This window comes from Bacteroidales bacterium, assembly GCA_031276035.1.
Classification (GTDB): Bacteria; Bacteroidota; Bacteroidia; order Bacteroidales; family BM520; genus RGIG7150.
Genome location: JAISNV010000019.1, coordinates 126,118 through 150,275, shown reverse-complemented (window position 1 = coordinate 150,275; position 24,158 = coordinate 126,118). Strand labels below are relative to the sequence as shown.

General features: G+C 32.4%; 17 protein-coding genes. 10 read left to right on the top strand and 7 right to left on the bottom strand.

Annotated elements, in window-relative coordinates:
- Window positions 1–17: 17 nt before the first annotated feature.
- Both cls and sulP read right to left on the bottom strand, forming a co-directional pair.
- Window positions 18–1,451, bottom strand: a complete 1,434-nt coding sequence (gene cls / locus LBP67_04725) for a cardiolipin synthase (GenBank protein MDR2084279.1) — start codon at window positions 1,449–1,451, stop codon at window positions 18–20.
- Between the two features lie 139 nt (window positions 1,452–1,590).
- Window positions 1,591–3,282 carry a sulfate permease gene (gene sulP / locus LBP67_04720; GenBank protein ID MDR2084278.1) on the bottom strand — a complete coding sequence of 564 codons (1,692 nt, stop codon included), beginning with the start codon at window positions 3,280–3,282 and terminating at the stop codon, window positions 1,591–1,593.
- Window positions 3,283–3,781: 499 nt separating this feature from the next.
- On the opposite strand from sulP, the gene LBP67_04715 reads away from it, so the two are divergent.
- The gene (locus LBP67_04715; GenBank protein MDR2084277.1) at window positions 3,782–6,166 is read left to right on the top strand and encodes an ABC transporter permease; all 2,385 of its coding nucleotides are present in this window, start codon (window positions 3,782–3,784) and stop codon (window positions 6,164–6,166) included.
- Between the two features lie 195 nt (window positions 6,167–6,361).
- Here LBP67_04715 and LBP67_04710 read toward each other — a convergent pair whose 3' ends face one another.
- The 3 genes from LBP67_04710 to LBP67_04700 are packed head-to-tail and all read right to left on the bottom strand — an operon-like array spanning window position 6,362 to window position 11,075.
- Window positions 6,362–8,110: a M14 family metallopeptidase gene (locus tag LBP67_04710; GenBank protein MDR2084276.1), complete on the bottom strand. Its 1,749-nt coding sequence runs from the start codon at window positions 8,108–8,110 to the stop codon at window positions 6,362–6,364.
- 29 nt (window positions 8,111–8,139) lie between these two features.
- The gene (locus LBP67_04705) at window positions 8,140–9,666 is read right to left on the bottom strand and encodes a polysaccharide biosynthesis C-terminal domain-containing protein (protein MDR2084275.1); all 1,527 of its coding nucleotides are present in this window, start codon (window positions 9,664–9,666) and stop codon (window positions 8,140–8,142) included.
- A 14-nt stretch (window positions 9,667–9,680) separates the two neighbouring features.
- Window positions 9,681–11,075, bottom strand: a complete 1,395-nt coding sequence (locus LBP67_04700; protein ID MDR2084274.1) for an NAD(P)-dependent oxidoreductase — start codon at window positions 11,073–11,075, stop codon at window positions 9,681–9,683.
- A 101-nt stretch (window positions 11,076–11,176) separates the two neighbouring features.
- Between LBP67_04700 and LBP67_04695 the strand changes: the two genes are divergently transcribed.
- The 5 genes from LBP67_04695 to LBP67_04675 all read left to right on the top strand — a co-directional run bounded on the left by LBP67_04695 (window position 11,177) and on the right by LBP67_04675 (window position 16,201).
- Window positions 11,177–13,627 (top strand): YfhO family protein, encoded by a 2,451-nt coding sequence (locus LBP67_04695; GenBank protein MDR2084273.1) that lies wholly within the window; start codon window positions 11,177–11,179, stop codon window positions 13,625–13,627.
- 4 nt (window positions 13,628–13,631) lie between these two features.
- Window positions 13,632–14,336: a LicD family protein gene (locus LBP67_04690; protein ID MDR2084272.1), complete on the top strand. Its 705-nt coding sequence runs from the start codon at window positions 13,632–13,634 to the stop codon at window positions 14,334–14,336.
- A gap of 90 nt (window positions 14,337–14,426) precedes the next feature.
- Window positions 14,427–15,509 carry a glycosyltransferase family 4 protein gene (locus LBP67_04685; GenBank protein ID MDR2084271.1) on the top strand — a complete coding sequence of 361 codons (1,083 nt, stop codon included), beginning with the start codon at window positions 14,427–14,429 and terminating at the stop codon, window positions 15,507–15,509.
- 81 nt (window positions 15,510–15,590) lie between these two features.
- Window positions 15,591–15,968, top strand: coding sequence for a class I SAM-dependent methyltransferase (locus LBP67_04680; GenBank protein ID MDR2084270.1), 378 nt, complete (start codon window positions 15,591–15,593; stop codon window positions 15,966–15,968).
- 77 nt (window positions 15,969–16,045) lie between these two features.
- Window positions 16,046–16,201 (top strand): hypothetical protein, encoded by a 156-nt coding sequence (locus tag LBP67_04675; GenBank protein ID MDR2084269.1) that lies wholly within the window; start codon window positions 16,046–16,048, stop codon window positions 16,199–16,201.
- A gap of 16 nt (window positions 16,202–16,217) precedes the next feature.
- Here LBP67_04675 and LBP67_04670 read toward each other — a convergent pair whose 3' ends face one another.
- On the bottom strand, window positions 16,218–17,723 hold the full coding sequence (locus LBP67_04670) for an IMP dehydrogenase (protein ID MDR2084268.1): 1,506 nt from the start codon (window positions 17,721–17,723) through the stop codon (window positions 16,218–16,220).
- 266 nt (window positions 17,724–17,989) lie between these two features.
- Here LBP67_04670 and miaA point away from each other — a divergent pair, with 266 nt between their 5' ends.
- From miaA to ftsY, 4 genes are read left to right on the top strand one after another with little or no spacing between them, the layout of a single operon-like run.
- A complete protein-coding gene (gene miaA / locus LBP67_04665; GenBank protein ID MDR2084267.1) occupies window positions 17,990–18,913 on the top strand; it encodes a tRNA (adenosine(37)-N6)-dimethylallyltransferase MiaA in 924 nt (307 codons plus the stop codon).
- Window positions 18,914–18,918: 5 nt separating this feature from the next.
- Window positions 18,919–20,145, top strand: a complete 1,227-nt coding sequence (locus tag LBP67_04660; protein MDR2084266.1) for an FprA family A-type flavoprotein — start codon at window positions 18,919–18,921, stop codon at window positions 20,143–20,145.
- A gap of 18 nt (window positions 20,146–20,163) precedes the next feature.
- Window positions 20,164–20,994, top strand: a complete 831-nt coding sequence (locus LBP67_04655) for a hypothetical protein (GenBank protein MDR2084265.1) — start codon at window positions 20,164–20,166, stop codon at window positions 20,992–20,994.
- A gap of 7 nt (window positions 20,995–21,001) precedes the next feature.
- Entirely contained in the window at window positions 21,002–21,973 is a 972-nt protein-coding gene (ftsY, locus tag LBP67_04650) for a signal recognition particle-docking protein FtsY (GenBank protein ID MDR2084264.1), read from the top strand.
- A 114-nt stretch (window positions 21,974–22,087) separates the two neighbouring features.
- Here ftsY and LBP67_04645 read toward each other — a convergent pair whose 3' ends face one another.
- Entirely contained in the window at window positions 22,088–24,157 is a 2,070-nt protein-coding gene (locus LBP67_04645; GenBank protein ID MDR2084263.1) for a hypothetical protein, read from the bottom strand.
- Between the last annotated feature and the right edge of the window lies 1 nt (window position 24,158).

Sequence of the window (24,158 nt, the reverse complement as noted above, 5' to 3'; positions counted from 1 at the left end):
ATGAAATAAACTTAAAATTATAGCAACGGACTTAGCAATCTCATTACCGATTCCGCTAATTTTTTATACCACGGACGTTTTATCCATTCTTCCAGAAATAATTCTTCACATAATTCCATTTCTTTTAAAAAAATATGCTTGTTTTGAAATGCAATATTTTCATCATAGATATAACTGTTAATTTCAAAACTTAACTCCAGACTTCTAAAATCTAAATTTGCAGAACCTATTATTGATATGTAATCATCGGCAACTAAAGATTTTGCATGCATAAATTTATCAAACCGTTCAAAAATTTTAATTCCTGCTTGTAACGATTCTTCATAATATGAATGAATTGCCGGATCCATAAAGGCAAAGTCGGATTTATGAGAAAGCATTATTCGAACATCTACACCTCTTAGAGCTGCGGTTTGTAATGCTTGCAATAATGGTTCGGGTGGTAAATAATATGGTGTTTGAATGTAAATGTATTTCTGGGTAATGTTGATAAGATGAATCATTGAAAACTGTAAATATTGCCATTTTGAAGCAGGTGACTCCGGAACAATTTGCATCAGATTTTCAGAATAAATATTATAAGGAGGAAAATACGGATTGAAATTTTTAATTTTCTTTCCGCCCGAACAGAAAAAATAGTATAAAAAAGTTGATTGTAAAACATTTACAGCCTGACCTTTAATTCGCAAATGAGTATCTCTCCAATCATCAACATATTCATTACCTATATTCATTCCGCCTAAATAACCGACTTTACCGTCAATAATTACAATTTTACGGTGATCACGGAAATTCAATTGCCGTCTTATCCATGAAAGCCTATTTTTTGTAAATCTTACAACTTCTACGCCGGCTTTTTTCATCTTATTATAAAATCGCGGCGAAACTGCGATATTGGCAACATTCTCATGAATAAAACGTACTTCCACACCTTGCGAAGCTTTTCGCATCAATATTTCTCTGATTTTTTTACCGGTTTCATCTTTTCGAAAGTAAAAATATTCCATATGAATATGATTTTGTGCACTTTCTAAGTCTGTTATAAGTAACTCGAATTTCCGCGTTCCCAATGTTATTACTTCTACATCATTCCCGTACGTCATCCAAGAATTGTCGCTCTTTTCTAATAATTCCACTAAAGTATGATATTCCTTTCTAACTTTCTCTTTGTTAGATCGTAAATCAAGTTTTTCCGGATATTCGCTAAGAGAATTAATAAGCTCGTCTGAAAAGTCCTGATAAGAAGTGCCCTTAAATTTTTTATTTCTACTATCCTGACCGAAAATAAAATACATGATAATTCCTATCGCCGGTAGAAAAACTAAAAGTAGAAGCCAAGCGATTGTTTTTGAGGGATTTCTATTTTCGGAAATAACAATTAATATTGTGCCGATAATCAATAAAAGATAAATTATTGAAAAGATCAAAGAAAAAATAGTTGATGTGCCCATATAATTGAATAAGATTGATTTTATTATTTGATTAGATTTATTCTATTCAAAACCTGTTTACCATTTCATGTTAAAAATTTTCTGTAAGAAAATAAATTTTATTAAAAAATATTAATATTCATAATGTTAAGAATGTTTATTATTCGCTTTCAACCAACCAACGTGCTTTAACGACAGCCTCATCAATATGCGAACAAATATTATCCCGACCTATTTCATCAGCAAAACCGGAATTAATTAATGCCTTTAGAACATCATCATTAACGCCGGATAAAATTATTTGTACTTTTGAATTTTTTGATGACCTGTAAAGTGTTTCTAAGTTATGGATTCCGGTGGAATCTATAAACGGTACTTTACGCATTCTGATGATACGGACTTTCGGTTTTACGTCCCTTAGCTTCATCATTTCTTCCAGTTTATTTGCAATTCCGAAGAAGAATGGTCCGTCTATTTCGTAAACTTCAACACCATCCGGTAAAATTAATTTTTCTTCATTGGATTTTACATCAATTTCTTGATTAATATCAACAACATTAGTAATTACGGATATTTTCGAAGTATCGTAAACTCGTTTCATAAATAAAACAGCTGCTATCAATAAACCGAATTGAATTGCTATTGTTAAATCGAAAATCACAGTCAAGAAAAAAGTTAGCAATAAAACTATAACATCGTGAAGCGGATTTTTTAATAATGATTTGAATGTTCTCCATTCGCTCATATTATATGCAACAATAATTAATATTGCAGCTAAACAAGCCATCGGAATATATTTTGTGAGACTTCCCAGAAAGAGTAATATTAAAAGTAAGATAACCGCATGAATCATTCCGGCGACAGGCGTGCGGCCGCCGTTGTTTATATTTGCCATTGTTCTGGCAATTGCTCCTGTTGCGGGAATCCCACCGAAGAGGGGAGTAATTATATTTGCAATACCTTGTCCGATAAGTTCAGTGTTTGAATCGTGTTTTGTCCCGAGCACACCGTCTGCAACAGTAGCTGAGAGCAAGCTTTCAATAGCGCCGAGTATTGCAATAGAAAAAGCTGCCGGTAAGAGTTGTTGTATAGCGGCAAAATCTATTTTCGGTGTAATAGGTCTCGGTAAATTCGCATTAATTGCATACCTGTTTCCTATAGTTTCAATTTCGAATCCGAAAATATTGTATTTGTTTAAAAAGAAAACGATGATAGTCAGAACGATTATTGCGATTAATGATCCCGGAATCTTTTTTATAAGTTTTGGCGTGAAAATAATTATTAATAATGATAAAATGCCAACGCCTAATTCCACAAAGTTTGTGTTCGAAAAGTTTTGAAAATAAGCTCCCCATTTATGAATAAAATCAGATGGAATGTCCGTCATCTTTAATCCGAAAAAATCATTTATTTGTGTCGAAAAAATTGTTACAGCTATACCGCTGGTAAAGCCGACAACAATAGGGTAAGGAATAAATTTTATTACTGAACCGAGCTTGAAAAATCCCATTAAAAGAAGTATAAGTCCGGCCATAATTGTTGCAATAATTAATCCGGTTTCACCGAATTGCTGCACTATTCCATAAACAATTACAATAAACGCCCCGGTTGGTCCGCCTATTTGAACATCGGAACCCCCGAAGAAAGAAATTAAAAAACCTGCAACAATTGCTGTAATTATTCCTTTCTCCGGACTTACTCCCGAAGCAATGCCAAATGCAATAGCCATAGGTAAAGCAATTATTCCCACAATAACACCGGATAATAAATCGGCGAAAAACTTCTGTTTATTGTAAGTTTTCAGAGAAGTAAATAATCTGGGTTTAAACGAAATATAATCGGTAAACTTCATGGTTTAAAATTTTACAAAAGTACTAAAGAATTTAGAATTGTAGGGAGTATGTAAATTTTTGACTATTTCTTTTTTTAAGTACAGTTATTTTATTACGAAGTAATGATTTTTAACACCTTAGTATAATAAACGTAGAAATAAAATAATTCATAAATAAAATGACAAAATTCTCATAATTAACATTTTTATTTAATAAACAATTTAGAATTGATAATTTAAATGTGTTTAAAATTATCTTTCCTCTGTTAATAGATATCTATGAATAGCGTAAATGTTTGCAAGCAGCATTACTTTTGATATTAATGGTACAGTTCAGAATCGATATCAGTACAAGATTTTGCATCATTATCAGTCAATAAACGGTAATCAACTTAGAAAGTAAATTGCCATATAACCGATGTTGAAGCGGAATAAAATTAATATTATATTTGTAAGTTGAATTTTTAAAAGACTATGTAAATAGTAAGTCAGGTAATAAATAAATATTTAGATATTAAAGATGAATGTTTTTAGACAGTTTGGAAATAATATTTTTCTGCGTATAGTAAATATTGCAGGATTAGCTATTATGCTTGTTTGTTTGTTGATTTCGGCAGGATATATTAAACACGAACTGAATTTCGACCGCCACCACACTAATGCTGACCTCATCGTACGTATGACTTTGCAATTTGACAACGGGTCTGTTGATGGCCGCATCTATGGAAATGCTATTGATGATGTATTGCGGGAATTACCTGAAATAGACCGAACGGTAAAAATGTACAATATTACTACTGCAGTGTTGACTTATCAAGGTGATCGTCATATAGTCAATGATTTCTATATGGTAAATCGTGAATTTTTAAATGTGTTTGATATTCCGTTGTTATTTGACAACAAAGACGAAGTTTTGCAACGAGAAAATCAGGTGTTGATAAGCGAAAGTTTTGCACGGCAGTTATTCGGTGACCTTAACTTTGAAGAAGTTCAATCGTCCGAGATTTCGATTGAAAATCGTAGATTACACAGTCAACCCTTTTTCATTTCAGGAATTTTTGAAGATTTTCCTGAAGCGTCACATTTTCATACAGATATTTTACTGTATTGTCCCGACAACTTGGAATTATATACTTATACGTACTTGTTGTTGAAAAATAAAACGGATATCAATACATTAGCACAGAAAATAACTGAACTTACCGCGGAAAAAGGTATATACCTGCAATCACAGCCCAGAGTATTATTGATGCCGCTGACCGACATACACCTTCATAGTCATAATCTCAGAGAAATGAGTGTTAACGGCAACATTCATTATATTTATTTGATTATCGGTGCAAATATACTTTTACTTATTGTAGTGTTTTTTAATTTATGGTTGAACGCAAGCCTGATTTTTTCATACAACCGTCGTTATTATCAGATATTACGCTTGCATGGAGCTTCTTCTTCTGTGATAATAAAAAAAGAAACTCTGTCGGCATTGCTTATGAGTACATTATCAATTATTATAGGTGTACTGGTCGCATATTACGTTTTATCACACGGATTTACTTTCGTGCAATTTTCTGTTATTGACATAATTATGTTATGTTTGATATTTTTATTGTCAGTAGTTTTTGTATCTCTTATGCCGGCGCTAAAAGGTATTTCCTACACGTTATTTCTGAATACTGATAACGATTTGAAACCTGTCAGGTTTTCGTATTCTAATGTTAAATATATGATAACGGCACAATATGCCGTGGTAATGATAGTGGTAATTCTTGCCTTTGGTATTAATAAGCAGATGAATTTGGTAAAAGATACACAAGTCGGGGGAAATGATCGGACTATTCTCGTCATGGCTGAACAGCCAGAACAAGTGATGACAAACTTTGCTTTACTGAAAACGGAAATGATGAAACATACGGAAATAGAATCTATCACAACATCGTTTCAATTACCAGGAGATGCAATACGCGATGTAACACAAGTAAGAAGGGAAGATGATCCGGATTGGAAGCAATTGCCGATTCTGATTACAGGAGAGGATTTTCTTCCGTTTTTTAACATCAACTTAATTGCAGGACAAGGTTTTTCTCCTGCAAAATATGATTATTATACCGAAATGGAGATGTTTATTGACCGGCTTCAATATCAAAAATACTCGGAAAATATTGAAGAATATGTTATTAATCGTAAAGCTTTGGCCGTTCTCGGATTTAGTTCTCCCGAAGAAGCAATCGGCGAAATGCTGCGTATTGAGCACAGTACGATTGATTATTTTCGACAGGGTGTTATTATTGGCGTAACTGACGATTTTAATTATACCGGATTATACGAAGAAACTATTCCTTTGCTGATGATGCAGCGTCGCATGTTCCAATTTTGTATTTTGGCTCGGCTTGCTCCCGACCGCTTTATGGAATCGCGTGCCGTTTTTGAAAAGGTTTGGAATGAGGTTAATCCCGATTATCCTCCAAATTATATTTTTATGAAAGATCTGTTCGGCAATATGTATCGCAATGAAATGAATGCTCAACAATTGGTGTATATTTTTTCGTTGTTATGCTTTTTAATTGCCGATTTAGGATTGATTATTTTCATGGCATTTATTATAAGACGACGAACTAAAGAAATCGGTATTCGAAAAGTACACGGAGCAAGTGTCGGTGAAATAATCCGGATGCTCAATATGAATTTTATTCGCTATATTGCTTTGGCTTTTATAATCGCTGTACCTGTGGCATATTATATTATGCATCGTTGGTTGGAGCGGTTTGCCTACCGGGTGTCACTTGACTTATGGATATTTGTATTGGCCGGATTTATTGTATTACTGATTTCGTTTGCTTCTGTTTCGTTTCAAAGTTGGCGGGCAGCAACAATTAATCCGGTGGATGCTATTGAAAAAGGATAATTACTTTTTCGGGGAGTTGTATTTGATTTTGAATTTGGTAACGTCTCTTTCTAATGAAGTAAAAAAATATGAAATAGAATTTTATTAGTAAAAGTTTGTGAATAAGCTCATTACAAATAATACAAAACTTATGTTGGATAACTAGGATATTCTCCTTAGAAAAGAGAGTTTGATACAACTTGTCAGGAAAAAACCTTACATTTTTCCTATGGGATAAATCATGTAATTCTTATCAAAATATGGTGAGCGTTCGTAAAACCAGTCAAGTATTTCTCTTTGCGTACGTTTACCTTCTTTCTCTTTCACAAACAGTTCATACTCTTCTGCTAATTTTTTATCCGTTTGAATCATTTGATAAGCCATTGGTTCCATTTTATAAACTTCATAATATTCGGTACGTTGAAAAATTGTGTTGAAATAGCCCCAGCGTAATAAAGAGCTATTTATTTCTGGTTCCAACATGCTCATTAACAATCTGACTCCGTTTTGTGATGTATTTACAATTGCTGAGCCGGAGTGATATAGTACTTTTCTGTTTATCTCTTCAATCTTGAAATCTCCCAACATTTGATGTCCTTCATTCGGCATATTTCTAAATCTCACATCATTAAACTTATAAGTGCTTATTTCAATTTCCTGATCATTTTTAAGATATTCAATTTCGAAGTTGTGAAGTTCCAAAAGCCGAATAAGATTTGTGTATTCAACCGGAATAATATATCTTTCAGGAACTTTAATTGTTTTCTCGGGAAAACAATTGTTAAACATCGGAATAGAAATAGTTGCTGGCTTGTTTCTATCGTAAACGAAATAATCTTCACCGGTTAATTCGCTTTTTACTGTATGAAATTCGAATCCTAAAAAATCTATCATAACACTATCTGTTGGCGAAGCGCTGAAATTTATTGGTAATTCTTTAATATTAAGATCATTATTCTTAGCCGACAAAATTGAATTTTTCAACGATTCTTTATTCTCAACTAAAATATTCATTGTTTCAAGAATGAAATTATATGTAGAGAAAACACGTTCCTTGTAAGGTTTTAGCATGTGGCATTCTATAAGTACTCCCGGACAATTGCGTGATGTTACATAGGCTTGTGAAAACATAGGTGTTGAAGGATATAGATATAATCCTGATGTTGGATTGCCCCAATTTCTGAAAGTTATGTAGCGACAAATGGGGTAATTGATTTTAAACATTTTTTCAGTAATTTGAGGTTCCCAAATGTTTGATAACCATTTACTAATATTTTTATCATAGTTGCCGTTGTCTTCTGTCATATATGTAAGTACATATTGATAATCGGCACCGTTGGTCGAATGTACATCAAAAAAGAAATCCGGTTCCCATTTATTAAACACATTAATAAAAGCTTCGATTTCCGGAGATTCGACTTTAATAAAATCACGATTTAAATTAAGTCCTTGTGAATTTACACGCCAACCCATTTCTTTAGGTCCGTTTTGATTGATACGATTGTACGGGGAAAAATTTGCCAAACCGTCGGGACTGCATACTGGGATAAAAATGATGGAAATATTATTCAACAGTTCATCCGAATTATCGAATTTTCTTTTTGCAATATCACGTAAAAGCATTAATCCCGCATCTTTTCCGTTTGGTTCACCCGGGTGAATACAAGCGTTTATCATTACAATCAATTTGCCTTTTCTTTTGATTATTTTAGGATCTGTAAGTCCGTCTTTATCCAGAATTAGTAATGGTATTTCTCTGTTTTGCAGTGTTTTCCCGATGCTTGTGTAATTTATTTCTTTATATGCGGATGACAAACGATTACAAAGATTCATAACTTCATCATAAGAAGCCGTTTCAGTATAATTTGTTTTCTCAAAAACAGTTTCGAGATCTATGTTTTGAGGTTTATTTCGGCAACTGACTAATGTAGCAGCAATAATTAAAATTGTAATAAATTTTTTCATTTATTTTCGCATTCTTATTTTTTTACCCATTACTTTCTTTTCCCTAATTTTACAATATTATCAATAATATTATTTATTTCATCCGAAATATTCAATTTGTAAGTCAGAAATATTCCAATAAAACAAATTATTCCCGTCCTTAAAATCCCGTCAATAGTTTCGCAAATCAATTCGGAAATATTAATGCTGAGTATTAATGGAGTTAATGTTTTTGTCCACACAAAATTCAATATAAACATCAAAATTATTATCAATAATATTTTTAATTGATTGATTGATAAAGGAGATGTTTTGGTTTTAAAATATATTAAGCTCAAAAGTAAAATGAAGTAGATAAAGTAAGAGAATAAACTTGCGAGCGCTGCGCCGTTGATACCCCAGATCGGAATTAAGTAATTGTTTAAAATTATTGCTACACCAGTAAGGATAAAAGTGAAGATTAAAGAATAATAGTAATGTTTTGAAAAATTTAGTATTGTAACTCCGACATATAAAGTAGAGTAGGTTAAACGTGTAACACACAGGATTAGAACAACATATTTTGCAATTGCATAAGTTTGTCCCTCAGGTAAAAGTTTAAAAATAAGATCAATATTTATCCAAATTATAAACAATAGAAATAATCCGATAACAAACTGGTGTAAAGAAACCTTTTTTGATAGTTTATTAGCTTCATCGAAATTGTTTTCCTTTATTGCGTTGGAAATATGCGGTTGGGAAATTGCTCCGAGCGATCTGTACGGAATTTCAATAATTGCGGCTATATATGTTGCTATCGCAAAAATTCCAGTGTATGTTAATCCCATCTCACCGCTAATAAAAAAAGTATTTATAAAAGGAGTGATTGCGCCGCCAAGTGCTGCGGTAATTAAAAATATCGTATAGAAGATGTAATCTTTTCGTAATCTTTTTGTTATATATTTAAAATTAGGTTTTAAAGAAATTTTTCCGGAAGATATTACGTATATTATATTTACGATACTTGCAACAGCATAAACAGCACATAATCCGATAACCAATCCGTCTAAGGAAATTATCTTAAAAGCAAAAAGCAGATATACGACAAGCATTAATAATCGAACAAGTACTTCTCTAACGAACTTCGGTACTACTATTTTCATCAATACATTGGAGCTTGTTTCGAAAACAGCCATGTAAAGCATGAAAAATGCCATTGGAAATATAAAATAGTAGTAATCTACAAAGAGCGCTGAGTTTTCTGAGAAATAATTACTTACCGGAGTTTTTAAAATTAGGAAAATAATACTGAATAATAAAAATCCTAAAAAAGGGATAACTAATGTCCAAAAGAAAAAACCGTTATCTTTTCCTTCTTTATTTTTGAAGTAGGGATAGAATCGTATTATTGATGCGCTTGTCCCTAACTGTGCCAACCCGGCAAAGAGTACCGAAGCATCTACAAGTACGCGTGTAAGCCCGATTTCTTCGGCTGATAAAAAATTGGTAAGAACGAAAAAAGTTGTAATAAAACCTATTGCAACTCCAATATAAGTTATAATAGTGCCTTTAATGCTTTGCTTTACAACTATTCCCATTTTTTGAAATAATTTTATTCCCGGTAGAATTTTTTATCTTCTTCGATCAATCTGTGATCAGGAAAATATCCGCCGAATAAAACATAACGCGGAGATGCATAAAATTGTTCATGAGAACTGTTTTCCCAAACTAACTTTGTGTCTAAATCGCCTTTTATCATATCTTCGGATAAACATTTTCCGCCTCTTAGCTGTGCAGCTAAACGCATGTCGTTTATATCCCATTCATTTTGAGGCTTAGAAAAACATTCGCCGTAATTAATATTCGGACAAACTTCTGTAGGACGGGTTTTATTAAGTTTATCCCAAGACGGAATATTTTCCCAGTTTTCTTTTGAACCGAAGTAAGCAGAAATTTTTTCTTCATTATTATTTTTGATCCAGTCCATGGTACCGGTTCCTTTGGAATGTGCGATTCTTTTCATGAACCATTTGATAACTCCTGCCGGAACAATCTTAACGAGTTTAAAATACCATGGAACGCTTTTTTGAATATGTTTAAAATATTCATCACGGGGCGTATTAAGTCTGAAGTGCAGATAATCTTCCAATCTGTCGGCATCCATATACCAACATCCGTGAAAATTACTTAGGGCGAACCAATTGGTTTCAAAAATTTTCTCTGGCGGCGGACAATGAATAGCTTCCATTAATTCGCATTCAAATTCATAATTAGTTAATCGATAAGCTCTTCCGCTGCTTATGTCATAAAAATTTTTCCAAAATTCATCAGGAACGTTATCGTCACAAATTTTAACAAGCAAATTACCCGAATCTTCAACAGTAGCCCATTCAAGAACACCTTCTAAAGGAACGTGAAAGGTAATAGGATTTATGCCTTTCTTTACAAGGTCGGGATATAAAATTCCCGATTGTCTTAAGCTTACCCAATATTTCAATCCCGATTCTGCAACAACTCTTTCCGCCATTATTTTAGATACTGCATAATGATCGAATTGTGCCGGATTCATTACATCTTTAGGAGACCCGAAATGGTTTGGAGCATCTCTGTGACCTATTTGTGCAACGGAACCGATATAAACTAATTTTATTTTATCAGGATCGGGTTGATTCTTAATTGCTTCGACAATATTTTCAATAGAGTTAATATTAACATCCATTGTTTCTTCCGGATATTTATCTGCTCTGGGAGAAACCATTCCTCCTACATGAAGAACATAATCGGCACCGGTAACACATTCTAAAACTTTCTCATACTCCCGTAGATCGCCCCAAATAATACGAACTCTATCATTGTTTTTGAACGGTTTTAATTTCTTAACATTCTTTTTATCCTTTTTAACTAAAAGGGTTATTTTGTAATTGGTGTCATTTAATAAACGCTTGAGTCCTTCGAAGCCCATAGTACCTGTAGCTCCGGTAAGAAAAATGTTTTTGGTTTTTTGCATAAACAATTTATATATTTAAAATAAAAACGCAAAGATAAGTCATTAATTTCGACAGACAATCAAAAAAATACTTATTTTTGCATGTTAAAAAAGATGTGATTATGAAGAAAAATCTATTCAAAGAACTTTTGCCTTATATAGCAGGTTTGGTGATATTTATATTGTTGGCGATAATTTACTGTAAGCCAATGCTTGAAGGTAAAGTTATCAACCAGACGGATATTAAGAATTGGGAAGGTTCTGCTCATGAAGCTCTTGATTTTAAGGAACGAACCGGTGAAGCTACATATTGGACAAATTCTTTGTTTTCAGGAATGCCTACGTATCAGATTACAATGAGAACACCGGCAAATATGCTATTGCTTAAGATATCTGATTTCTTGCATTTATTTTTTCCTTCGGCTCTTGGTCTTATTATGGGGTATTTTATTGGTTTCTTTATAATGCTTAGAGCTTTTGGAGTCAATAAGTGGATGTCAATAATAGGTGCAATTGCCATAGCTTTTTCTTCGTACTTTTTTATCATCATAGCGGCAGGTCATGGAAGTAAAGCCGAAACTTTAGGTTTTATAGCTCCGGTTATTGGCGGATTTTTTCTCATTTTCAGAAAAAAATATTGGTGGGGAATACCTTTGGTAATCTTATATTCTGCAATAGGAATAATGAGACATCCGCAAATGTCATATTATATTTTTTTGATGTTAGGATTATTCGGCATTGCGGAAATATATATTCATGTTAAAGAAAAAAGATTTAAAGATCTTGGAATAGCATTGCTATTATTCGTTATAGCAGTAGGATTGGGAGTTGGGACAAGGTATGGCGTTACTAAAGCTAACACTCAGTATTTAAAAGAAACGATGAGAGGCGGGCATTCTGAATTAACAAGTTCGGAAAATCCTGAACTTGAGAAAAACGTATCGGGTTTAAGTCTTGAATATGCAACACAGTGGAGTTACGGAATAGATGAAACAATGACCTTGTTAATACCGAATTTCAAGGGAGGTTCATCACATTATAATCTTGGAGAAAAATCCAATTTATATCAAGAGTTGATAAAAAATCGTATTCCGCCACAAACAGCGAAAAGTTATTTATCATCATTACCAATGTATTGGGGCAGTCAACCATTTACATCGGGGCCGGTATATATTGGGGCAATTATATGTTTTCTATTTGTACTCGGAATATTTATTGTAAAAGGTCCCTATAAATGGGCATTGCTTGGCGCTACGGTATTTTCAATATTGTTATCGTGGGGGCATAATTTCATGGGGCTTACCAAGCTGTTTTTTAATTTCTTTCCGATGTATGATAAGTTCAGAGCCGTTTCATCTATTTTGGTAGTTGCTGAAATTGCTATGCCTTTACTTGGTTTCTTAGCAATTAAAGCTATTATGGACAAACAAGTTTCAAGCGAGAAAACAATAAAAAGTATTTATTATTCGGCAGGAATTACAGCAGGATTATGTTTGATTTTTGCTCTTTTCGGTAAAGCATTATATAATTTTACATCTCCGAATGATATAAGGATTTTTGCTCAGATGCCTCAGTGGTTTGGAGATGCAATTGTCGCCGATAGAATTGCAATGTTCAGAGCAGATGCTTTCAGATCCTTCGCTTTCATTGTTTTTGCGGCATTATTAGTTTGGCTATTTGTTAAAGGAAAAGCAAAATTCGGACTTTTTGTTGCGGCACTCGGCCTTTTAATAGTTTTTGATATGTGGCCGGTGAATAAACGTTATTTTGGAGATGAGTACTTTATTACAAAAAAACAGAATGATAGTTTTTTTGCTAAATTGCCTTATGAGGAACAAATTTTGAAGGATCCAGATATACATTTTAGAGTTCTAAACCTCACAACAAATACTTTTAATGATGCAAGAACATCTTATTATCTAAAGTCTATAGGTGGTTATCATGGTGCGAAATTACGCCGTTATCAAGATTTGATTGACGAGCATATTACTAAAAATAATTTTAATGTTCTTAATATGCTTAATACTAAGTATATTGTTGCTAATAATCCCAATGGTCAAACAATACCGCAATATAATGTTGATGCATTTGGAAATGCTTGGTTTGTTGATACTTTACTTGTCGTAAATAACCCTAATGAAGAAAGCGAAGCATTAAATTATATTAATATGCAAACTACTGCAGTTACTGACAAAAAGTTTGAAGAATTTGCTGCTAATAAAATAACATCTAAAGATGATAATGCATTTATAAAATTAACCAGCTATGCTCCTAATAAGTTGGAATATATTGTAAGCACTTCCGTTGATAAAACGGCTGTTTTTTCGGAGATTTATTATCCAAATGATTGGAAAGTATATATAAATGATAAACCTGTTGAACATTTCAGAGTTAATTATTTATTAAGGGCCTTAAATGTTCCTGCCGGTGAGCATAATATTAGATTCGAATTTAGGCCCGATGCTATATATAAGGGTGAAAGAATTTCATTCCTATTTATCGGAATAATGTTTGTAGTAATAGCTTTCTGTATCGCTTACCCTATTTATAGTAAAACGAGGAAAGAAAAGTAAAAATATGATTAGAAAATTATTAGTTTCGATTGCTTTAAAATTAGGTTTATATAAAGATGCTGTAAATATCGGAACAAAATTTATACATAAAAAATTAGGGCGAAAAATGAAAAAGCATGGATTAGAAGCATTAATTCAGGCTGATAAGGCTCTAAAAAGTGCGGATTCTTTTTGTTTTTTTGCTTTCGGAACTTTACTTGGTGCATATAGAGATAAGAATTTTATATCGTCGGATAAAGATTTGGATTTGGGAATATTAGCTGAAAATTATCCTTCAAATCTTACAGATTTACTAAAGGACTATGGTTTTAAACACCTTAGGCAATTTCATTTTAAAAACTCAAATGAAATTATTATTGATGTCTATATGTATAAAGGAGTTCAGATAGATTTTTTTAAATATTACAATGAGGGAGATGATTTGTATTGTTACTTTGGTTCGGCTCATGAAGAATTACCATATGAACAAGCAAATGCGACTAACGGCTTTCCTGCAGGAGTTTGTTTTTCAGAGAATAAAGGATTTTCAAAAATAAATTTTTTAGGATATGATTTTTATGCTCCTGAAAATATCGAACAATGGTTAATAAGTGTCTATGGTAAGTCGTTTATGATTCCAAAGAAAAATTGGCTTTTTTATGATCATATTTCGGAAGAAAATCTCAGAGTTAAATTTATTAATGATAGATTATATAGAGAGAATTTCTGAATATTTTATAATCAAATTTTTAATATCATCAAATAATTTCTGTTTATATTAAAAAAGCTAACATATAAAAAATAATAAGTTAATTGTTTTATGTCCAAACTTTTATTTATAAGATATAATAAACCATCCGGAATACTGGAAGGCGGAGCTCAGGGAACACAAAAAAACTATAATATTTTATGCAGAATATTGGGTGCCGAAAATGTTACTACATATTGTATTAACGATAAAGAAAGTAGTAACAGCGATTACTTCAATGGATTTTTCTTGATGTTTCAAAACTATTTTCTTGGATTGACTTCAAAGAAGATGAATTATATTGTCGATATAGCTTTTAATTACGATTATGTTTTTATTGATAGAAGTGTTTTTGGTATTATTGCAAAAAGATTAGTAGAATCAGGGTACAAAGGAAAAATAATTACATTCTTTCATAATGTTGAAAAATTATATTTTAGGGCTAGAGTTCAATGGTGGAAACCTTGGCGTTATTTTATAGTAAGATGCGCAGACAAAAATGATTTCTTTTCTTGTAAATATTCAGATAAAATAATTGTATTAAACTCACGTGATAATTTTGAAATAGAAAAAAGATATCATAGAAGTGCCGACGAACTGATACCTGTTGCTTTGAAAGATAAATATATTTCATACAAAAATGATAATTTAACTTGTGTAGAACCAATCTGTTTATTTTTAGGTGCATACTTTCCTCCAAATAATGAAGGAGTATTGTGGTTTATAAAAAATGTTTATCCGTATGTAAATATTAAAATGATTATCGCAGGTAAGGGAATGTCTAAATTAAAAGAAGAAAATAATTTGCCTGAAGAAATAGAGGTTTATAGTGATGTGCCTGATCTTACACCTTTTTTTAATAGTAGTGATTTTATGATTTTACCGATTTTTAAAGGTAGTGGCATGAAGGTTAAAACCTGTGAATCACTTATGTACGGTAAAAATATTATTGCTACAAATGAAGCCTTTGAAGGTTATGAGCTGGATTATGATAAAGTAGGAGGATTATGTAATACTGCCGAAGAATTTATAGATAGAATAAACTATTTCAGCAAAAATCCCATCCCTCAATTCAATCAATATTCGCGACAAATTTTTCTTGAGAAATACTCGGAAGATGCTATAATAGACAAATTTCGTAGAATTTTGTTGTAACATTTTTTATAATTATATTTGAGTTAATTTTTGTATATCAAATGTTAAAGCAAATAATTGAAAAAATAATCGAACCGAGACATCATCGCAAAAAATTTAAAAAAATTTCATAAGAGAAAATTATTAGATGTAGGATGCGGAAATAATAGTTCATATAAAATTAAATCAAAATATCCGGATATAATTTATACCGGAATTGATGTAAAAGATTATAGATTAACTAAACCAAATTTGGCTGATAATTATATTGTTGTTGAGTCTGCAAAATTTGCGGAAACGATAGCAAATCTTCCGGAGCAATTTGATATTGTAATTTCAGCCCACAACTTAGAGCACTGTGACGAAAGAGAAGATACTTTGGTAGCAATAACAAAGATATTGAAAAGCGGAGGACATATTTACTTATCCTTACCTACAGAAAAAAGTATTGAATTCCCGGGACCACGGAGTGGTGTTTAAGTTATTATGACGATCCAACGCACAAAGATCTACCTCCAAATTTTGAGAAAGTGTTAACGATATTGAAACATAATAATATGAAAATAAACTTTTGCAGCAAATCTTATAAGCCATTCTTTTTATACTTGATAGGAGGATTGTTCGAGGAAAAATCAATAAAAGAAAGAAAAACTCAAATCGGAACGTGGGCATACTGGGGATTTGAAGCAATAATATGGGCGGAAAAAGAATGATAAATAATATTACCTTTTATTTTCCGGGCGTACTATTATCCTTAAGCACAACATCATGCGCGCCGCCTTCAACAATACTTACAGATGAAATCAATGTTAATTTGGCTTTTTTCTGAAGTTCAGGGATACTTAATGTTCCGCAATTACACATTGTTGAACGTATTTTACTTAAGGTAATATTTAGATTGTCGTGCAAACTTCCTGCATACGGAACGTAAGAATCTACACCCTCTTCAAAGGAAAGCTTTCCGGCTCCGCCCATGTCGTATCTCTGCCAATTTCTTGCTCTTGCCGAACCTTCACCCCAATATTCTTTCATATAGCTACCGTTAATCAAGATCTTGCTGGTCGGACTTTCGTCGAATCTTGAGAAATATCTTCCGAGCATACAGAAATCGGCACCCATCGCAAGTGCTAGTGTGATATGATAATCGTGAACAATGCCGCCATCGGAACAAATTGGAACATAAATTCCGGTTTCTTCGAAATATTCGTCTCTGGCTTTTGCAACTTCGATTACAGCAGTAGCTTGTCCGCGACCAATTCCCTTTGTTTCACGTGTTATGCAAATTGATCCGCCTCCGATACCGACTTTTATAAAATCCGCACCTGCATCAGCAAGAAATCTGAACCCGTCTCTGTCAACAACATTTCCGGCACCAATTTTAACACTGTCGCCATATCTCTTTCGAATAAATTCAATTGTAACTTTCTGCCATTCAGTAAATCCTTCTGATGAATCTATACACAAAATATCAACACCTGCATCAACTAAAGCAGGAACCCGATTTTCATAATCGCGAGTGTTTATACCGGCGCCTACAATAAACCTCTTCGATGCATCTAATAATTCCAAAGGATGTTTGTGGTGAGCGTCATAATCTTTTCTAAATACAAATGCAACAAGGTTATTCCCTTTGTCAACAATTGGTAAAGAATTCAATTTTTTATCCCAAATAATATCATTTGCGTCGGAAAGTGTAGTGCCTTCAGGGGCGCAAACAAGTTTGTCGAACGGAGTCATGAAATCTTTAACTTTTGTATTTAAATCCATGCGCTCAGTACGATAATCGCGACTGGTCACAATGCCGATCAATTTACCGTTCGGACTGCCATTTTGTGTAACGGCAACAGTTGAATGGCCGGTTTTTTCTTTTAATGCTATAACATCTTTCAAACTTTGTTCGGGCATTATGTTAGAATCACTGATAACAAATCCGGCTTTATAGTTCTTTACTTTTCTAACCATTTCTGCTTGTGATTCCGGACTCTGAGAACCGAAAATAAAAGATATTCCGCCTTCTTTTGCAAGCGCAATTGCCATTCGATCGTCGGAAACCGATTGCATTATTGCCGAAACAAGTGGAATATTCATAGTCAATTCCGGAGTTTCTCCCTTGCGGAATTTTGTAACAGGAGTTTTTAGCGATGCATTTGATGGAATACAATCTACAGAAGAATAACCGGGAACTAACAAATATTCGCTAAAAGTATGGGAAGGTTCATCATAATAAATTGCCATAACTTGAAAGGTTAAATTAATTTGCAAAAATACGAAATAATTGACAATTAATAATTGTCGGTTAGTAATTATTTGAATCTATTAATTAATAGTTATTTATGTCGTATTTAATAATTATCTTTCTACTTTCTAAGTTTAAGAAAATTCGAAATAAAATATCACTTTCTAAGTCTAGAGAAAATTTTAACTGTTATTTATTATTTCACCTTCAACCATTCATTGTCAATATCTAAATTGATTAGTATCTTTGCATCAAATTTGCTATTATGATTGTAGTACTTGGTCCTACAGCTATCGGAAAAACTCGTTTTGCTACTTTGATTGCTGATAAACTCGACGGTGAAATAATTAGTGCCGATTCTCGTCAGGTTTACAGAAAAATGAATATTGGAACCGGTAAAGATTTGGATGATTATACTGTAAACGGTAAAAATATTCCATATTATCTTATTGATATAGTTGATCCTGATTATGAATATAATGTTTTCGAATTTAAAAGAGATTTTTATAAAGCTTACGAGGATATAACAAATAAAAATAAAAAAGTTATTCTTTGTGGTGGTTCCGGAATGTATCTTCAATCTGTTCTTTCAAATTACAAATTGACAGCTGTTCCGATTAATAAAAAACTTCGCGAAAAGCTTGAGGCTATGTCGGACGGTGAACTTGTTGAGAAACTTAGCAATATGAAGAAACTTCATAATCATACCGATACAGGAAATCGCGAACGACTTATCAGAGCAATTGAAATTGAAGAACATCAAGCGTTGTATGAAAATGATGATGAATACCGACTTATCATTCCGGAAATTATTGTAGGATTGAAAGATGAGCGTGATGTCGTAAGAAATAGAATAACTCAAAGATTAAAAACGAGATTAAATGAAGAAAATCTAATTGATGAGGTTGAACAATTGCTTGATTCAGGAATTGATTCGGAGAAACTAAAATGGTTCGGACTGGAATATAAGTTCATAACTATGTATCTTCTCGGCGAAATATCTTATTATTCAATGTTCGAAAAGTTAAATACCGCTATACACCAATTCTCCAAACGCCAGATGACATGGTTTAAACGAATGGAAAGGCAAGGCTTTGATATACACTGGATTAATTCGTCTCTCGAAGATGAAGAAAAAATAAATATATTCTTTGAAAAATATTCTTACCTTTGTCAATTAAATAAATAAGTTTTATGGACGAAGTTATAAAAATTACAGATGATGTTTCTTGGATTGGAATACGTGATTATGATATAGTTACCTTTGATGTTGTTATGACTACAGAGTTTGGGACTACTTATAATTCTTATTTTATTAATGCCGATAAAAAAACTATAGTCGAAACTTCAAAACTAAAATTTTGGGATAAATACAAAGAGAAAATTTTATCGGTTGTTGATCCTAAAGAAATCGAATATATAATTTTAGATCATACGGAACCGGATCATAGCGGAAATCTTGCTAATTTGCTTGCCATTGCGCCTAATGCAAAAGTTGTTGCAAGTGCTGTAGCATTAAGAAATTTAAAAGATCAGTTTGATATTAAATTTGAATCCGTAACTGTAAAAGACGGTGATACATTAGATCTCGGCAATAAAACAATCAAATTTTTTGATGCCGTAAATCTGCATTGGCCCGATACTATATATTCTTATCTTGTAGAAGATAAAATTTTATTTTCTTGTGATTCTTTCGGTGCGCATTATTGCAGTGAAAAAATATTTAATGATGAAATTGACGGAGATCTTTCTGAAGATAATGATTATAGTAAGGCTTTCAAATATTATTTTGATGTAATCTTAAAACCATTCAGTAAGTTTTACATAAAAGCTATTGATAAGATACGTAATTTGGATATTAAGTATATAGCGACCGGACATGGTCCGATTATTAGAAAAAACATCAAAGAAACAATGCTTTTGTCGGAAATGTTGGCGGCAAAATATATTAGTACTCCAGACAAAAAATATATTTTTATTCCTTACGTATCTGCTTACGGAAACACGGCTGAAATTGCAGAGTATATTGCTGAAGGAATAAAATCAAAAGACGATTTCGAAGTTGAAACTTTAGATATAGAGCAAGTTCCAATCGGGGAAATCGATTCTAAAATAACACGCGCAACTGCGGTATTAGTCGGTTCTCCAACGATAAATCAGAATATTCTTCTTCCGATTTATAAACTGTTTGCGGTTATAAATCCTATTCGCGATAGAGGAAAACTTTGCTCCGGCTTCGGATCTTTCGGTTGGAGTGGTGAAAGCAGAAATATCATTGCCGCCAATTTAAAAAATTTAAAACTTGATTATTTCGGCGAAGGAGTATTCTTTAAATTTTCTTTGATAAATAATAGAAAAGATGAATGCATAGAATTCGGTAAATCGTTTGCAGAAACATTGATTAAAAAATCGGAAGTTTAAAATTAAAATCAATTTAAAATGAAAAAGATAATATATTTAGCAGTATTTAGCTTTATCTCTTTAACTTCTTGTGCTCCGGCTTATTTTAAAGATGCTAAACATTTCGTTAAAACAAATGGCGACAATCTTGCCGTAATGTTTGTTTCACCGGGTAATAATATTGTTTATACTAATCATAAACCGCTTGAAATTAAGGGATTTGATACACTTTCAGTAAGTGAAAAAGAAATTGTTCTGAAGGAAAATAGTGACTTTTTAAGTCAATTGGATAATAGTAATGTATATGAATTATTTATAAATAAATTTTTGGTATATTTTACCAAAACCGGACTTAATGTTTATACTCAGGAGTTTGAGGAAGAGTTTAATAAAAATGAAAATAAATTGATTATTGATATTGCTCAGGTCGAATTCGATGAATATTATGATATGGTCCGTGATGAAAAAGAATATTTCGGTAAATTATATCATAATGAAACTTATATCAATGCTTTTGCTATTAATATTTGGATAGATTATATCAAAAATAATAACACCAAGCTTCTTTTCGCAACAAACAGAATTACAGATTATCACTTAGGTTGGTTTGAAACCGGATATTATGAAGGGGATATTTATTATTATGAAGATAATATTGAAATGAAATTCGAACATATTGAATATTTTCTGGATCATGTTGCTAAAAGATATGCCGAATATTTGTATGATTATATTATGACTGATTATGTTTATCAAATGCAAACTATTTCCAATACAAATGTGCCGGATAGTATAACTTTGCATCATAGTAGCGGAAATAATAGAATATTTATTATTGGTGATGATTATAAATTTATTGAAATAGAATAGTTTAGATATGGGGATTTTTTCGTTTTTTTCTAAGAAAGATAAAGAGCAAGAAAAGCAGGAGCTTAATGAAGGTTTGAAAAAAACCAAAGAAAATGTTTTCTCAAAACTCGGACGAGCCATAGTCGGCAAATCTAAAGTTGATGAAGAAGTTTTGGATAATCTTGAAGAAGCTTTGATTTCTTCTGATGTTGGAGTTGATACAACGTTGACGATAATTGACAGAATTGAAAAAAGAGTTGCCAAAGATAAATTTATTAATACATCGGAACTAAATGATATTCTGAAAGAAGAAATAGTTTCATTATTAGCCGAAAATAATTTAGTTCTTAATGACGGGATTCATAAACCCGGAAGCGGCAACACTTACGTAATAATGGTTGTAGGGGTAAATGGCGTTGGTAAAACAACAACAATTGGCAAGCTTGCAAATATGTTTAAGAAAGCCGGTTATTCCGTTATGCTCGGTGCTGCCGATACTTTTCGTGCTGCAGCAGTGGATCAACTTAAAATTTGGGCTAATCGTGCCGGTGTACCTATAGTTACTCAGGGAATGGGAGCGGATCCGGCTTCTGTTGCTTATGATACGGTTGCTTCCGCAAAGGCAAATAATATTGATATTGTTATTATTGATACGGCTGGGAGATTGCATAATAAAATTAATTTGATGAACGAACTTACAAAAATCAAGAAGGTTATGCAAAAAATAATTCCCGATGCTCCGCAAGAAATTCTTCTCGTTATTGATGCTTCAACCGGCCAAAATGCTATTGAACAAACCAAACAATTTACCCAAGCTACAGACGTTAATGCTCTGGCGGTAACAAAATTGGATGGTACGGCAAAAGGCGGAGTGGTACTTGGAATTTCTCATCAATTTAATATACCGGTAAAATATATTGGAGTAGGGGAAAAGATTAGCGATATTCAGATTTTTGATAGAAATGAATTTGTTGAAACTCTCTTCTCAATGGAAGATTAACCCCCGTTGTTATTTAATAGTTTTAATATTAATCATACTTCTATTTTTTCAAACAAAAGCATTAACGAATCTTAATAAACCGAATCTTATATATAAACTTTCATTTTCTATTGCCTACGGCAAAGCAATAATATACATTTTATTTAAAACTGCGCTTCCTCCTTCAGACATTAACTCTATAGCGTCAATATCCTCTCTCTGCCAGGCAACAATATCGCTTAGTCTTATGTAAATCTCTCTGTTACTTTTATTTTCTTGTATATCTTTGATTACGAAACCACCTTTCTTGGTTCCGCCTTGGAAATAGTTAAGGTAAACTTTCGGCGAGTTTTGTTCGACTGTAGAAATGATAATTGCTAAATAACAATTTTTTGCTTCGGTAGGATTTAATTTATTGAAATTGTATCTCTTTTTCTGACCGTTTTCAAGAGCATCTGAAAACGATGTTGTTAATGTCCGTGCAATATTGTTGTTGAAAAGCCAATTAATACTGTCTTTATATGCAACACATTCTTTATCATGCGGATCAGCTTCTAAAGCTTTGTTAAAACCATTCAATGCTTTATCGTAATTCTTTCTGTAATAAAAATTCTTTGCTTCGGAAACCATTTTGTTAAAATCTGGCGGACGATTTATTGTTGCCGCAACTTCAGTTTGATATGCTTTAAATGCACTTGCATCTTTTTCATAAGCTTCTGCCTGAGCACGTAAAGTTCTATTGATAATTGTATCTATTTCAGTGATTTTACTTACCGGATACGGATCTTCAGGAATAAATTTAAGCGCGTCTAAATATTCGACTTTTGCCCCTTCATAATCTTTTCTTTTTAACTTATTGTCGCCACGATTTACGGCATCTTTGTATTTCTGCTTATTTTCTGCAGATATTTTTGATTTTTCGCTTATCTGTTCTGTGTTTTCTTTTATGGTTTCGACAGGTTCTGCGATGGCAAGATTCATTAGTGAGTCCGATGCGGAAATCTTATTTGCGATTGTACTGCTATATTTTATATCATTTGCACGACTGTAATATCTTTTTGCTTCTGCATAGTTTTTGTCTTTGAAAAAATCATCGGCAAGATTTACATAATTATCATAGTTGGAATTGTCGATACTGCGTTTTGTTAAAACCGAATCAACATAAGCTCGTTGTTTTATAAACTCAGAATCGGTTGGAATTATTCTTAATCCGTTTTGGATATGTGATAAAGCAATATTGTATTGTTCTGCTGCAATATTTGATTTGATATTTTCACGTATCAATGCTATTTCATCATCTTTTGCATTAATTTTTGCTAATATCTCGTTTATTGCCAACAATCTTGTATTTGGGTATTGTTCGGCCGGTTTTAAAGCTAAAGCATTAGTATAATATTCTTGAGCTTCTAAATACCTTTCCTGTTCAAAAGCAGTGTCGCCGTTTTCAATAGCTTTTGCATAATTTTCTTCTCTCTTTGCATTATCAGCAGATATTGATTGAATTTCATTTAGTTTTCCTTTCGGGTATAATTCCTTCGGAAATAATTTTAAAGCTTCTCTGTAATGCTCCTCCGCATTTCCGAAGTCACCGTTTTGGAAAAATCTATCAGCTTTAAAAATATAATCGTCGTATTGTCTTTTTGTTTCGCCTTGTTTTAAGATAACACTTTCAATTTCCAATTTTTTATCCAAAATAGACTTATCACCTGGTTTTAAAACCAAAGCCTCGTTATACATTTTATCGGCAAGTTCAAATTCTCTTTCATTAAAATAATCATCCCCGATCTTTTTTAATCGCTGAAATTCTTTTTCAATATTCGGATCTTGAATGTATTGCGCAAGGTCTTTTAATTTTGTTTTCGGGAAATTAGCATCCGGATTAATAATTAATGAAGCCTTAAAACAGATGTAAGCAGTTTCATATTCCTTGTTTTTGAGAGCCGCGTTACCGTCTATAATACATGCCTGAAACTGTTCGCTTGCAATACTTTCATCTTTAAGTTTATTATTCAGTTCATTAATACGCTTATCATAAGAACTGCTTCCTTCGGCCGCAATATTATTATAAATGTATAACGCTTGAGCGAATTTTCCTTCCTTGTAAAGTGCGTCGGCTTTGCTTGCATCATTTAATGAAGATTGTCCGAATACATTTGCGGTAAAAAAGCAAATAAGTGCTATTGTAAAAAATAATTTCTTAATCAAA